This window comes from Lysinibacillus sp. FSL M8-0337 (assembly GCF_038593855.1).
Taxonomy (GTDB): Bacteria; Bacillota; Bacilli; order Bacillales_A; family Planococcaceae; genus Lysinibacillus; species Lysinibacillus sphaericus_D.
In genome coordinates this window covers 1,858,624-1,873,474 of the sequence record NZ_CP151996.1, presented here as the reverse complement: position 1 = coordinate 1,873,474, position 14,851 = coordinate 1,858,624, and the positions used below count along the sequence as shown (strand labels likewise).

General features: G+C 33.7%; 15 protein-coding genes. 5 read left to right on the top strand and 10 right to left on the bottom strand.

The window, feature by feature from the left end; translation table 11 throughout:
* The first annotated feature begins 216 nt into the window (after positions 1 to 216).
* Both MKY08_RS08715 and MKY08_RS08710 read left to right on the top strand, forming a co-directional pair.
* Complete coding sequence (locus MKY08_RS08715) at positions 217 to 1,113, top strand: cation diffusion facilitator family transporter (protein ID WP_069508326.1); 897 nt, start codon at positions 217 to 219, stop codon at positions 1,111 to 1,113.
* 254 nt (positions 1,114 to 1,367) lie between these two features.
* Complete coding sequence (locus tag MKY08_RS08710) at positions 1,368 to 2,573, top strand: MFS transporter (RefSeq protein ID WP_081327842.1); 1,206 nt, start codon at positions 1,368 to 1,370, stop codon at positions 2,571 to 2,573.
* Between the two features lie 70 nt (positions 2,574 to 2,643).
* On the opposite strand, the gene MKY08_RS08705 is transcribed toward MKY08_RS08710, so the two are convergent.
* Entirely contained in the window at positions 2,644 to 3,348 is a 705-nt protein-coding gene (locus MKY08_RS08705) for a type II CAAX endopeptidase family protein (RefSeq protein ID WP_069508323.1), read from the bottom strand.
* A gap of 88 nt (positions 3,349 to 3,436) precedes the next feature.
* Between MKY08_RS08705 and MKY08_RS08700 the strand changes: the two genes are divergently transcribed.
* Positions 3,437 to 4,186 (top strand): MerR family transcriptional regulator, encoded by a 750-nt coding sequence (locus MKY08_RS08700; protein WP_069508321.1) that lies wholly within the window; start codon positions 3,437 to 3,439, stop codon positions 4,184 to 4,186.
* A 31-nt stretch (positions 4,187 to 4,217) separates the two neighbouring features.
* Here the strand turns inward: MKY08_RS08700 and MKY08_RS08695 are convergent, their stop codons facing one another.
* From MKY08_RS08695 to MKY08_RS08655, 9 genes are all read right to left on the bottom strand, one after another.
* Positions 4,218 to 4,574: a thioredoxin family protein gene (locus MKY08_RS08695; protein WP_256093099.1), complete on the bottom strand. Its 357-nt coding sequence runs from the start codon at positions 4,572 to 4,574 to the stop codon at positions 4,218 to 4,220.
* 77 nt (positions 4,575 to 4,651) lie between these two features.
* On the bottom strand, positions 4,652 to 5,269 hold the full coding sequence (locus MKY08_RS08690) for an FMN-binding negative transcriptional regulator (RefSeq protein WP_069508317.1): 618 nt from the start codon (positions 5,267 to 5,269) through the stop codon (positions 4,652 to 4,654).
* Positions 5,270 to 5,288: 19 nt separating this feature from the next.
* A complete protein-coding gene (locus MKY08_RS08685; RefSeq protein ID WP_069508315.1) occupies positions 5,289 to 5,807 on the bottom strand; it encodes a GNAT family N-acetyltransferase in 519 nt (172 codons plus the stop codon).
* Between the two features lie 113 nt (positions 5,808 to 5,920).
* Complete coding sequence (locus MKY08_RS08680; protein ID WP_069508313.1) at positions 5,921 to 6,397, bottom strand: hypothetical protein; 477 nt, start codon at positions 6,395 to 6,397, stop codon at positions 5,921 to 5,923.
* 175 nt (positions 6,398 to 6,572) lie between these two features.
* Positions 6,573 to 7,481 carry a glycine betaine ABC transporter substrate-binding protein gene (locus MKY08_RS08675; RefSeq protein ID WP_069508311.1) on the bottom strand — a complete coding sequence of 303 codons (909 nt, stop codon included), beginning with the start codon at positions 7,479 to 7,481 and terminating at the stop codon, positions 6,573 to 6,575.
* Between the two features lie 500 nt (positions 7,482 to 7,981).
* The gene (locus MKY08_RS08670; RefSeq protein WP_069508309.1) at positions 7,982 to 9,286 is read right to left on the bottom strand and encodes an NtaA/DmoA family FMN-dependent monooxygenase; all 1,305 of its coding nucleotides are present in this window, start codon (positions 9,284 to 9,286) and stop codon (positions 7,982 to 7,984) included.
* Positions 9,283 to 10,491, bottom strand: coding sequence for an MFS transporter (locus MKY08_RS08665; RefSeq protein WP_069508307.1), 1,209 nt, complete (start codon positions 10,489 to 10,491; stop codon positions 9,283 to 9,285). The genes MKY08_RS08670 and MKY08_RS08665 overlap by 4 nt, the downstream gene beginning before the upstream one ends.
* Positions 10,488 to 11,549 carry a PqqD family peptide modification chaperone gene (locus MKY08_RS08660; RefSeq protein ID WP_069508305.1) on the bottom strand — a complete coding sequence of 354 codons (1,062 nt, stop codon included), beginning with the start codon at positions 11,547 to 11,549 and terminating at the stop codon, positions 10,488 to 10,490. Before MKY08_RS08660 ends, MKY08_RS08665 begins: the two co-directional genes overlap by 4 nt.
* 28 nt (positions 11,550 to 11,577) lie before the next feature.
* The gene (locus MKY08_RS08655) at positions 11,578 to 12,933 is read right to left on the bottom strand and encodes a PqqD family peptide modification chaperone (RefSeq protein WP_069508303.1); all 1,356 of its coding nucleotides are present in this window, start codon (positions 12,931 to 12,933) and stop codon (positions 11,578 to 11,580) included.
* Positions 12,934 to 13,393: 460 nt separating this feature from the next.
* On the opposite strand from MKY08_RS08655, the gene MKY08_RS08650 reads away from it, so the two are divergent.
* Together MKY08_RS08650 and MKY08_RS08645 are read left to right on the top strand one after the other, a co-directional pair.
* Entirely contained in the window at positions 13,394 to 14,659 is a 1,266-nt protein-coding gene (locus tag MKY08_RS08650) for a helix-turn-helix transcriptional regulator (protein ID WP_069511088.1), read from the top strand.
* On the top strand, positions 14,656 to 14,802 hold the full coding sequence (locus MKY08_RS08645; RefSeq protein ID WP_176723169.1) for a hypothetical protein: 147 nt from the start codon (positions 14,656 to 14,658) through the stop codon (positions 14,800 to 14,802). The genes MKY08_RS08650 and MKY08_RS08645 overlap by 4 nt, the downstream gene beginning before the upstream one ends.
* The last annotated feature ends 49 nt before the right edge of the window (positions 14,803 to 14,851 follow it).

Below are 14,851 nucleotides of genomic sequence, written 5' to 3'. Positions count from 1 at the left end.
TATCCCCATTGTTTTTTAAGAAAAAAGTGGGATAAACCATGATTGAACCAATGAATAGAATATGCTACACTCAATGAACGCCTATATTGGAGTGAGAAAGATGATACAAATTTCAAGTTTACAAAACCTATATTTTTTTAATCAAAACCTTTGACTTAAAACGAGTCAAAGGTTTTTGTTGCTTTTAGGAAAGAATTTTATTGGAGGTATACATTTATGACTCAAAGCACAAATACTACAATAGTTGCTGGATGGATTAGTTTAATAAGCAACATCGTATTAACTATTTTAAAAATAGTAGTTGGTACTATCTTCCACAGCCCTGTTCTTTTAGCTGATGGCTATCATAATGCAGGTGATGTGATAGCAAGCGGTGCCGCTTTAACATCCATGCGTATTTCTAAACGTCCTGCCGATGAAGATCATCCGTACGGACACGGAAAAGCAGAAGTGATCAGTTCCGCCATTGTAGGAATTATATTAATAATAGCAGCTCTTTATATTGCTTATGAATCCATTACCGCATTCTTTCAGGAGCCTGAAAAAGCAAGTTTAATTGCCTTTATCACGGCCATTATATCACTTGTTTGGAAGCTTATTTTATACGTATATACGATAAAAATTGGCAAAAGAACAAATAGTAAAGGCTTAATAGCCACTGCTTATGATCATCTTGCTGATGTATATGCATCATTAGCAGCCGTATTAGGAATCGGGCTTGCACTTATTGGGGAAAATTATCATATTCATATCCTTACATATGGAGATCCCATTGCAGGTATCATTGTGACCATTTTAGTTTTCAAACTTGCCTATGGCATGTTATTAGAAGCTATCGACACACTCATGGAAAAAAGTGTAAGTCCTGACACGCTGGCTAGTTTCAAAACATTAATCCTCACTATTCCTGAAGTAAAACGAATAGATCGTCTACGGGCGAGAGAACACGGGCATTATGTATTGGTCGATTTGCGTGTGGGTGTACCTGCTGATTTAACAATCCAAGAAGGACATGATATTATCCGTAAAATAAAGAAAACGATTATGGAGAAACATCCGAATGTAGAAGAAGTTCTGATTCACCTAAATCCTTGGTACGATCATAATCAATAAAGGTAAAATCATTCGCACCTCCTAACGAAGCCTTATTCGTTAGGAGGTGTTTTAAAATCACAAGTTCTATTTAATATACCAGATTTTCCACCGCAAATTGGCATATATCTACAATTGCAGGAGTATGGTAAGCTTGGTAAATGAGCTAAAAATTTTTGTTCATCAAATCGTTAGAAAGATGGTGTTACATCTAATTGGCTAGTGTAAATCATTCAATCGGGCAGTATGTAAATTCTCCCGAAAAGCTGAAAAAAATGTATAAAAGAGTTTTATTCGTAGTTAGTTTATCGCAAATTTTCGGCGGAGCAGGTCTTGCTGCTGGCATTACGGTAGGAGCTCTGTTAGCCCAACAAATGCTTGGCACGGACTCACTTGCCGGATTACCTTCTGCCCTATTTACATTAGGTTCAGCAGGGGCCGCTTTTATTGTGGGAAGACTTTCGCAACGCTATGGTCGCCGTATAGGGCTCACGACAGGTTTTATCACTGGTGGACTTGGCGCCATTGGCGTTGTTATAGCCGCATTAATTAATAGTGTTTTTTTATTATTTGCTGCCTTACTTGTTTACGGTGCAGGAACAGCAACAAATTTACAGGCTCGATATGCAGGTACAGATTTAGCAAACAACAAACAACGTGCAACGGCCATTAGTACTACGATGGTTATGACCACATTCGGGGCCGTAGCAGGACCTAATTTAGTGGATGTCATGGGGAAATTTGCTCTTTCTATCGGTATTCCTTCATTAGCTGGTCCATTTCTATTATCTGCTATTGCATTTATACTAGCAGGTTTAGTTCTGTTCATCATGCTTCGTCCCGACCCGTTATTGTTAGCAACATCTATAGAAGCTCATCAACATCAAATCGTCTCTGGGAAAGCTCTTCACCAGGCGTCTCCTTCAATGAATAAAAAAGGTATCTTGGTTGGTGCAGTTGTAATGATTCTTACGCAAATCGTTATGGTAGCCATTATGACAATGACGCCCATCCATATGCAACATCATGGACATAGTTTAAGTGCTGTAGGAATCGTTATTGGTTTCCATGTTGGTGCCATGTACCTTCCTTCTCTTGTAACAGGTATACTTGTTGACAAGATTGGTAGAACAGCCATGAGTATTGCTGCTGGGGTTATTTTACTGTTTGCCGGTTTACTAGCGGCCTATGCACCAAGTGATTCCATGTTTATGCTGATCGTTGCTCTTTCTTTATTAGGTATAGGATGGAATTTCGGCCTAATAAGCGGAACTGCTCAAATTGTTGATGCCACAGAACCTTCAACACGCGCTAAAATCCAAGGCACAATTGATGTTTTTATCGCATTGGCAGGTGCTTCAGGTGGAGCTCTTTCAGGGATGATAGTAGCTAATTCTAGTTACGCCACTTTATCATTAACGGGTGGACTATTATCTTTATTATTAATCCCTGTGATTATCTGGTACCGTCAAGCAAAATAATGATTTAATCGACCAATCCAGGTTCTCATGTTTAATGAGACCTGTTTTTTTGTCGATGTTCACCATCTATTCATCCTAAACTTGTTAGCAAAACCATTATGCCATTCGTTAAACCGTGAATGATAATAGAAGGCCAAATAGAATTCGTGCGCTCATATGCTAAAGCAAAAATAATGCCACTAAAGAAGTTGACGGGCATGACATTATAGGTTGGGATATGAGCAATCGTAAAAATAAATGAGCTAAGGAGAATGGCACCAACCAATCCTAAGCGTGTACGTAACCAGCGATATAAAAACCCTCGATAAAAAATCTCTTCGTATATTGGTGAAATAACAGCCGCAGAGAGAAAGGCTATTAGTACCGTAAAAAATGTTATGTTTTGCTGTATGGCCTGTGTTTTACTATTTTCCACCGAAATCCCGATATAACTTGTTAGCACAACGATTAGTAAGGCGCCAATCATTAACAGAAGCGAATAGCATAGTATCAATTTCCATTGCTTCATGGAAATTGATGTTATCCCTACCTCTCGCCAAGAAAGCTTTTTAGGACGTAGCGCTATAAAATAAACACTAAAAACAAGCGTAATCGCAATCGTGAACCCTGTTAATGTTCCAGCATATAGCTCATTACGGAACAACTGAGCGTACACTGGTTTCAGTATCCATTTAATAATGCCAATCACAACAATAAACTCTACTAGCAGTAATAAAATAAATTCTTTCCATCCCCAATTATCTTGACTTTTCCAGTTCATTTCTTTTGTTTCCATTCTCTATCCTTCTTCCTTTATATGGTGTAATCTAAGTGTATGAGATGACGTAACGTCACCTGCAAACTTTTTTTTAGGAGGAATGAAAATGCAACAATGGACGACTGGAGAGGTAGCGAAACAGCGGAATATTTCCATTCGCACACTTCGGTATTACGATCAAATTAATCTGCTGACACCAAGTTTTAAAGATGATTATGGACGACGATACTATTCGGAAAAAGACTTGTTTAAATTAGAGAAAATCATCATTCTAAAAACGCTGTCACTTCCACTCGATAAAATTCGTGATTTATTAGATAAACTTTCCTATAAACAAATTTTAATTTCACATTATCATTACTTACAAGAACGACTATCTGAACTGCAAATGAGTATCTCTCATACGACGTCATTGATTAATATGATTGATTTAGAAGAATCATTATCGTGGGAACATGTGACGGAACTGGTTCAACGTTCTGAAAACACCTCTAAAAAATGGATGGACTATTTCCAAGAGGATGAACAAACGTTTTTACAACAAACCATCCCAAACCTTAGTAGCAATGACATAATGACACAGCAATATATTGGATTACTACGACAAATTGAATGGTGTATCAAACATAATATTCAAGCTGAATCGGACAAAGGCTTTCAAATTGGTTCCAAAATAATCGAATTATCAAATGATACGTTTCAAGGCGACACGGCGTTAATGGATAAATTTTGGGAAGTTAGAAAACTCCCTACAGAGAAAACAGGATTATACCCAATTTCAGAAGAGGTACTAGCGTATGTGGAGCGTTGTATTGCTTATGTAACGGCTGACAAGCAGGCAAATAAAAAGCTATAGGAGATAGCGTCCCCTATAGCTTAGGCAAGTCTTACGATAAAGTTAATCCATCTAAAAAAGCTTCAATCTCTTGCTGTGTTTTACGGTCCTTACTAACAAAGCGGCCAACTTCATTGCCTTTATCGTAAGCAAGGAAGCTTGGAATACCAAATACATCTAATGCTACACATAAATCGATGAAATCATCTCGGTCTATTTTCACAAAATGATAATTGCTGTAGTTTTCTTCAATTGTCGGCATAATAGGATCAATAAATCGACAATCTCCACACCAGTCTGCTGAAAAAACGAATATTGTACGGTCACCTTTTTTTAAGTTTTCAAATTGCTCTATTGAGTGTAAATTTTCCATTAAAACAATCCCCTTTTTCACAGTTATTAGTCTCATCATAACATTTATTAAAAATATGGTTAAACAATCATGCCTCGCATGTCCATCTAGCGCAATTAAAAAGATGCCTCTCGTTATTTTTTACATCGCATTGCCATTTGTTCTGCTATTTGTTTTGAATTTGGTGTTGCTTCATTATTCAATTGTGCAATAATATTTTCATAGTCTGCTTCGTTACGGTTTTGACTTAATTTATAGGCAGCCTGTATATCACTAATCTTTATTTGAAATCCAACAATACCTTTCATTTCTTTTTCTAATAGCTCTGGTGAAAGGTTTTCCCATAAAACAGGTTGCTCTCTATGCTTCTCATATTTTTCTAACAGCGATGTTAAGTCTTCGCTTACTTCATCTTTATCTAAAAGTGTTGCTTTGCCATAAATATGGACCGCCTGATAATTCCACGTTGGAACATTTTCGTGCGAATACCAGGAAGAAGAAATATACGCATGTGGCCCTTGAAACATCACGAGCACATCCCCACAAGATGCAAATGTTCTCCACTGTGGGTTTCCATATGCCATATGGCCAGTAAGATACGTATCATCGCCTTTTTTATGTAACATTAACGGTAAGTGAGTGGCAATTGGTGTGCCTTGTTTTGTTGTGACAAGTGTAGCAAAAGCGTTCATTTGAATAAATTCTTCAATTTCATGAACATCTGTCACTTTATAGTATTTAGGTATATACATAATCGTCCGCCTTTCCAATTTAGTGAAGTGTTTTTGTCATCATTATATCCAGTTGTTCCTCATCCCCCATATAAAACGAATGGGTTCGGATTTGAACAAAGCCTATTTTCTTATAAAAACGAATTGCTTGTTCATTCTTTTCCCAAACACCTAGCCAAATATATTTTTTGTTTTGTTCTTGTGCGATTTCCATTGCTTTGTTTATAAGCGTTTTTCCAAGCCCCTTTTTTTGAAACTTATTTCTTATATAAATTCGCTCAATCTCGAGGTACTCTTCCCCCATTTTTTCTGATTGAGCATCATTTGCATTAACTTTTAAATAGCCCGCAGCTTCTTCATCAAAACAAATAAAATAAAATTGGGAATCACGATTCGCTAGTTCTCGCTCCAATTGTTGAGGAGTAAATGCTCTATCCAAATAGGCTTGCATATTTTCAGGCTTATTTTGTTTGCTAAATGTATCCTGAAACGTTTCAATACTTATGTCTCGGAGTACATGTAAATCTTCAAGCTTGCACTTTTTGATTTGTATAGTCATTTAATATATAGCCCCTTTATAAATCTTATTTCCTTGATAAATCATGAGAATCTCCCCTAATGAAAATACCAAAATCCAACTTTCTAAAAGAAAAATTTTTCACATGCTGTTCGTTACACAAAAGCGACACGTATGTACTGTTCATTCTGTAAGCTTTCAAGGTGATGGCATTCGATTTCGGCAATATTGATACGACGACTTTTTAATTTTCGGTCATATTCTCCTGCCCAAAACCTAATTAAATCAACATTTTGCTCCGGTTTTATATGTTCCTTTAAATAGCTTAAAAAATCATCTAAAAATTGCAGACCCCAATTGCCCTCAATACCATATACATAATTTTTTTCATTATAAAGCGCTAAATCATACGGTGGATTATTCCATTCGAAAATATGCAATTGACCGAAAGCTGATTCATCTGGCGCATAGACAATCCGTGCGTCATCATCCATCGAGTGCCAAGGCTGTTCTGGCGTATCCCCTGTTATCGGATGTAATTTTTTTAATTCTCTTACAGTAATTTCAGTAATTCCTGTACAATCAACGGTTTGTAATTTGCTATCTGCTACTAGAACGGAATATAACGTCATCTCTTTGACTCCTTCTATTTGCTCAAAACTGGCTTATTTAGTCTTCATTATAGTGAGTTGCATAGAATACAATTCATCCTATTTCGACACGCTTGTAATGAATCCCTTTTTACTTCCACTTTAACAAAAAAAGAATTTCCTAACTATTAGGAAATTCCCCTTGTTATCTCTTAACCTATTGTTTTGGTTGTAAATCCTCAATGGAATCGATGTCCATATATGCAGGGACAACAAATCCATTTTTTGTCCCTGTTAAATTCTCTCCTAAATCAACAAAGTCCTCTTTGTATTTTGCATAAAAGGAGCTATGTGTTGTTGGTAACCAAGCAGCGACAGTTGCATCGACTACTCCTGATGCGATTGCTTGAAACATGATGGCAGGATCAACAGGTGTAATTGTGACAGTGTATCCAAGTTCTTCAAATACTGCCTGTAGTACACTGCTTGAAGCTCTTTCTGAATCCCATGGAGTGGATGCTAATTCGATTTCTTTGCCCTTCACTTTTGTCATCCCTTTTGTCCATTCATTTACCTTCTCTTCGTTTTGTGCAATCCATTTTTCTGCCGCCTCTTCAAAAGAAGTTGCTTGGGCTTCATACATTACAGCTTCCATATCTTCTGGCTCCCAATAGAATTGATCTAGCAATGTATAGGCATCGGGTAAGTCTTTAGCCAAGTCTTTGCGCACAAGTGTATTAATATTTTCCGTTCCACCTAATGTCCCTTTGGGGTCCTCTAAAAATTTTAAATCGTAGGATGAAAACATCCAATGCGGTGTCCATCCTGTAATAATAATAGGCTCTTCATTTCGAATAGCCTGCTCTAATGAACCTAACATCCCAGGTGTTGAACTTTCCTCCAGTTCCCAACCTTGCAAATTTTGATATTCCGCTATCGTATTTTCCGAAAGCTCCGTCAATCCTGCTCCTGGTTCAATCCCTATAATTTTATAATCCACCTGCTCACCTATGCTTACGTTCTTGCCTGTTGCATCTCCATCATTTTGATTGCTATCACCACATCCTGCTAATAGTAACGAAACAGCTATTCCAAAAGTTAGTCCTACTGTTTTTAACTTGACCATTTTACATCCCCCTAATTAGAAGAGACTTTCCTTGTCTCTAGACCTTTGACCTTCTATATAAAAATTTGTCGAGGTCAAAGTAACAACTTGATTTTAACAACAAGTTGTTACTTTTGTCAATGAAGGTAAATTTATATTTCCATTTATAGGCATATAAAGATAGCCCATTTTGGCTTTACTTTGACCCTTCGATTTAATTATCAAAATGGGCATTGCGTATCTTCTTTCATTAGAAATAACGAAAAAGACGATGATTTAAATCTTTTGTACCCATAGAAAAAACACCCCCAAATTGAAGTTGAGGTATCAAAACCCCAATTCAACTGAAGATGCTTTTTATTTGTCTGTACTGCTGGCGTAAATCCATTCCCTTTTATGGCTGGCTCATACATTGAAGTTGTAGCATAACATGCATCGTTGGTACATTCTTGAACTTTTGTTAAAATAGACTTAGAATCTAATATTTCAACTTATTCATCAATTAAGCCAGTTCGTTATACTTAAAATCGACTACTATTAACCCCTTGTGGCTTATTGTAACGATATTTATGTTTTAAATTAAAAAGTTTTTCTCTATATGTTCCTGGTGAATATTCTTTTTGATATAGTCCTCTATTTTGTAGCTCGGGTACAATATATTTTATAAAATCTTCGAATGAATCTGGTGAATGATATTGTACTAAATTAAAGCCATCGATATTCGTTTGTTCTATAATATGCTGAATTTGATCAGCAACTTCTTTAGGTTTTCCAATAATCACCTTAAACCATTTACCATCGATACGATTTAATGTATTTACTATTTCACCTACTGCAAATCCATTTATATTATCATCTTGACTGTATTTAGATAAGTCAATACCTTGTCCACCGCAATAATGAGCCATATTGCCTTCTAAGCTCCAAAATGATTTATATAAATCCACTTTACTGTTTATCTCTTCGTCTGTTAATCCTGTAACAATACATAAGCCCATAAACATTTTTATATTTTTTAAAGATCTGCCGAAAGTAAGCGCCCGCTCACTAATATCATTAATAATATAGGTGATATCATCAATCGTTTTCCCTCCTAAAAAAATGCACTCTGCATTTTTAGCTGCAAAATCCCGACCTCTTTCAGACATGCCAGCCTGATAAATTACAGGAGTTCTTTGAGGAGATGGTTCACATAAATGTGGTCCAATTACATCAAAATACTTACCTTTGTGGTTAATTTTATGAACTTTTGTAGGATCAGCATAATACATATTCTTTTCTATAGATACTGCGTCATCCTCCCAACTCTCTTCCCATAGCTTATAACATACATTTAAATATTCATCTGCTAAATCATATTTTTCATCATGAGTTAACAAATGTTTTATTTCAAAGTTTTTATCAGCACTATCTAGATGGGAAGTTACTATATTCCAAGCCATTCTACCTTCTGTCAGATGATCTAACGTACTCATTCTTCTTGCAAAGCTATAAGGTGGCTCATAGCTCGTAGAAAACGTTACAGCGAAACATAAATTGGTCGTGACATGGGCCATCGCGGATATGGGAATAAGAGGATCATTCGCTGGAATTTGTACTGCTTCTTTTACAGAGGTATCAAATCCTCCTTTATAAACATCATATACACCAACAACATCAGCTAAAAAAAGAGAATCAAATTTCCCTTTTTCTAAAGTTTTAGCTAACTCCGTCCAATAGTTTAAGTTTTTATAATTAATCCTTTTATTACCGGGTATTTTCCAAAGACCATGATTAATATGACCAACACAGTTCATTTCAAAAGCATTCCAAAAAATCTTCTTCATATCGCATTCCTCTGAGTTATTTTATATTTTGAAGCCCGTAATTTAATCATATAAATATTAGATATTACTAAGATAAGACCTGCTATAAGCATAACTTTTTGTATACCTAAATAAACACTTAAATAGCTTCCAATGAGAGTTCCTATAGGAATTGTTCCCCAAGTAAACATCATGAGTGTACCATTGACTTCTGCACGTTCTTCAGAAGGGATAATTAGTGATTGAACAGTAAGTCGTGCAACACTTCCCAAACTTCTAGATAGCAGGCTAAAGAATATTCCTAGAGAGAACAATAAAACAGTGTATTGATTATTGGGTATAGCAAGTAATAGCAATCCAAAACTTGGTATTAGAGGTCCAAAAATCATCACATTAGTAGAGCCAAATTTTTTAATTAAATAAGGTGAGAGCACGGAGCCGATTAGTGCCCCTATTCCAGAAATGGAAAAGATAATTCCAATAATATATTCGCTTAATTGAAAATCCGCTGATAAATATATCACTATTAATGAACCATAAATCGAAAATGCTAAATTAATAGTAGCAGTCGTTAGCATAATAGCTTTCAGAGATGGAGTAGTTAATATATACTTAAACGTCCTTTTAAAACGCTTGTTAGGTTTTATATAATTCTTCTGACTATTGGGCTTATGTTCGCTTTTTAATAAAATGGTAAGAGGGATATTTAATAGCAACAGCATAATAAGCAAAACGACCGTATGGTTGTATCCGTATAATGAAATTAATGCCCCTCCGATAGTAGGGGCAATGAGGTTAGAAATCGATTTACCAGTTTGTAAAATTCCTGCTCCATTGGATATTCTGTTGGTTGCGTATATATCTGGCATCCAAGCTGTAACAGCTGTTTCAATAAAAACAACAGACAGTCCCAACATTAGAATGAGTAGGTAATATATCCAAATGAATAACGAGTTATAGTCAATGTACATATAAAATACACATAATAAAATGGATTGCGTAATATATATCCAAATAATTAATTTCTTTTTATTATAAGCGTCTACTATTCTTCCTGCTGTATAACTAAAAATTAGATAGCCTATTGAAAATAAAAATAATGATATACCAATAGAAAAATTATTCAAATTAAGTATCTTCAATCCAATTAAAGGGATTAAAATAGAGAATATTTCGAAAGCTATGATGCGAAATGATTCAGCGATAAGTAATATGATATTTTTCATAAAGTAATTTCAGAAAAATTATTAGCAACTATATTACTTGGATGGATTTGTCGGAATAAATCTAAAACATCTTGTTTTGCTATATCATAATCAACATCATAAGCTTCAACTAAGTGATCAATAATCTCTTCGTTTGATTTTCCTTCATAAGCTAATTCAAACATATATTTAGAAATGTCATCTAAAATATGATAAACACTTGTAGAAATATTGTGAATCATTCCAATTTCTGGCCAATAACGGTAATGACGAGAAACCCAAGTATATGAATTTTTTGGAGAGCTATGTAAAAGCTCATACGGCTTTTTAGCATCTTGTAAATAAGTGAAAATAGAGTATCTATTTAATAGATTTTCTAAATATCTTTGTGTTTCAGTATCTTCTATTTCAATTTCCCACCCTTTAAATTGTTGAGCAATTGGAGCAAACATAGCATCAGCTAAGGAAAAATCGCCAAATAAGAAATCCCCTTCCCAATTATTACTCATCTTTCTTTGGATAGACTTTTCTAACAACGTAATGGTTTCTTCTATTTGATTTTTAGTTTCTTCATCAATAGCATGTCCACCAGGATTTCTAAATGAATGCGAATATGAGATACCACTCATTAGCGGTAATAAATCCGCATGAATATGGCTACTAAACACTCGGATATCACTTCGTTTCTTAATATCAGAACTCAAAAGACTTGGATAACTTGGGTATTTTTCTTCAAGATATTCTGATATAGCCAGTACATCACAAATGACTACGTTCGTATCAGTATCAATTAAAATCGGTACTCTTGGAAGATGTTCTACTATGCTTCCCTTTATTAAATTAGTGGGATCCATCTTAATTAGCTGAGTTAATTGACAACCGCAACCCGAGGCAGGTTCTTTAGGTAAATCGTATTCATCTTTTTGGTTTATCGGGATAATACCATTTTCTGAGAATTTAATAGGCCAATCCAATCCAGCTATTAATTCCTTGTATGGAACCTTTTTTTCTTTTAAAATAATTGATGCTCTCATTGACCAAGATGAAAATTGCTTATCACCAATAATTAAATATAACATTTAGCATCCCTCCATTAAGTATAGAAAATTAGTTACATGATGCATTAGATAAATTTGAATTAAAGAAGTGTGGTAAGTGACAACCTCCACGACAACTATCTAATAATGAACAGCCATTACATGTAGAGCGAGGTGTAAGAACTTCTGCAACTTTATTAGTCATTATTTCCCAATTCTCTTTAATTGTTGAATTAGCAATATTACCAAAATAAACATTACTGTGAGGACAATGTCTTAATTCACCTGTAAACGAAATACTTCCCCAAGTTAAACCTGCTTCACAGTGTCCAGTAAGTTGTTTTTTACGAAGTTTCATCGTAATGTCATTGGAATCAATCGGCTTGTCATTTAAAGAAGTACACATTCTTTGACCGCAGGGCCACCCTACAACCAAATCGGGTAGTTCTTGCATTAATTCTTCAATCTTCTCCATAAGAGGCAGCATATTAGATATAGGTACCCCATACTTTTCATCATTTTTCCCTGTAGGTACATATCTCATCACACTAAATTTTTTAGAGCCATTATTATATGCATCTTTAATTACACTTAGCGTTTTACTTAAGTTATCTTTAACTAAAGTAAGTTCAGTCACAACTTCTATTTCAGATTCACTGAGCAGTTTAATTGCTTGAATTGCTTTTGTATATGCCATTTTATGACCAGCTAAAAAATTATGAACTGTTTCATCTCCATGTAAAGAAATTAAAACCGTTTGTACGTTATAAGATTTTAATCTTTGGACATATTCAGCATTAAGGAAATGCCCGTTCGTAAATACTACTTGATATAAACCCAATCTGCCGCCATATTCTAATATTTCTTCAATATCCGGATGTAATAAAGTTTCTCCACCACTATAACGAACTGTGAAGCAACCGTTTTCACTACATTCTTCTAAAATCTTAAAGATACTTTCTTTTGATAAGTTCTTTTGTGGGAACGCTTTTATCTTTTGTTTTACTTCTTGGTCACTTAAATCAGGGTCTATTTTCCAAACATTGTAACAAAATCCACAATTCCAATTACATAGCGAAGTAACTTCAATTTCTAAACGTAAAGGAAATTCAAGTAGACCTTCATGTTTCTTTTCGATATCCCATTCCCAAATATTTTCATTTACTTTATCTATATTAAATAGAAATTCTTCAAGATCCTCTTCAAATGATTGCTTATCTATTAAATATTCCTCAACGATATATTCTACTACTTGATGTAAAGTTCGATTGTCTCTCAATAACTTTACAATTAATAGACCAATCTCATTATCGATTCGGTAAATTGTCCCTGTAATATTATCAAAAAGAATTCCTGCATCTTCACGAAACTTGAGGCTTTTAATTTTATTGATTATTGACTCGAAATTAAGAACTTGATTAGTCACTTATGAATCAAACCTCCTTTTGTTTTTTAAGAAGAATAAAGGAATGGGTTTCCCCATTCCTTCACCTAAATTAGTTACATTGCATAGACGGACCTGTAGCTGATTTTACAGTAGGTTTTACATATACTTTTTTAGTTTTTGTCATAGTAGCCACCTCCCTTAATTCAACGATAACACTAAAAAAAATTACTCTCAATTTATTTAAATTGAGACATTTTATAGAAAAAAATATAAAATATATAATTAATAGAGAAGTAAGTTTCTCAATTTTTTTACGTTTATAAAGCTTCCAGTTATACATTACAATTAAGAAAGGTGTATGTCGCATGTGCATTTCTCAATTAAGGGTTAATCTAGTATTTATGTAAATATGGAGGTGATGGTCGAAAAAAAGAGTAACAAAACACACTAGAAATTAACATGTTGCTAAATGCATCTATGCGATAGACAAAGGTATTTTATGGGAATTGGTAAAGCCATTTATAATGAGAGAAAAAAAATAGGTATGAAACAGATCTATTTATGCAAAGATATTTGTACACCATCGTATCTGTCAAAAATTGAAAATGAAACTGTTATTCCAAGCGAAGAAATCTTGCTTTTACTTCTAAAGAAGTTAGGTAGAGAGGATTTACTTTTAATAACCAATGAAGATAGCACTATAGAAAATACGGAGATTCTTAAAAATTATTATAAAGATGCGATTTTAAGCAAAAATAGAGAAACAACACAAGCCATAATTAATAATTTGAAAGAAAATGAAGCACATTATATCCAGACTAATTATTATTTATATTCTTTAATTTGCTTAAGATTAGCGATCATGCAACATAACTCTGTAAATCATAATTTATACACACAATTAAATTTATTGCAAAAAGATAAAGAGAAAATGGATGATTACAGTAGTTTCTTATTAAATTTAGTAGAAGTGATTTTTTATTACCACCATTCAGAGATTTATAAAGCGATAGAAATAGTAGAAAAAATGTCGAGAGATATGACCCTATTTAAGGACGTAGAAGAATGGGAAATTGCAGATTATTATTATATCCAAGCAATTGTTTATGCAAAAAATAAACAATATGTATTATCATTACAATCTATTAAAAAGACCATTAATTTCTTCTCTCACAATTTATATATTAAAAACTTAATTGATTGTTATATTTTATTAGGTGTTATTTACAAAAATAATAGTAGCTATCAAAAAGCTGCTGACACTTATCAAATTGCATTAGATTATTGCTTGCAAAATAATTACGTAGAAAAAACAGGAATTATTTATCATAATTTAGCATCCCTGTACAGAAAACAAGAAAATTATGAGCAATCCATTAATTGCTATAAGGAAAGTATTGTATCAAAAAGCGAGCTATTTGATATTACGTTTTCGATGGTAGACTTAATAGAACTTTTTATACGTCTTAAAATGAAAAGTGAAGTGATAAATTGGACATGTAAAGGAATAAATCTAATTGATGACAGCAATTTTAAATCAGAAAATAAGTATTATTATATCTTCAATTTATATTTTCAATTTTATTCTGGGGATAAAAAGTGGGAAAAAACTGGTGAACTTCTATTAAATTATTTAAAGGAAAATGGAGAAGATGAGGAATTCAATAAATATAGTTATATTTTGGCTGAATGTTATTACAAAATAAAAAAATATAAAAAAGCTTGTGATTTATATAGGAAAAATAATTTAGAGGTGATTCTATGAAAAAAATAAAAATGATTTTAGCTATTGTAATGGTGGCAATATTTTTAGGGAGCGGTTTCGCACAAATTAAAACTTATACAGATCAATTACCTGAAATTACAAAAGCTGAAACAGTAAGTTCCTTTCAAAATTTAAAAGTGTAAATATTTTTTCCGCACTGACCTAAAAAGTATGACAAATAAAAACACCTTT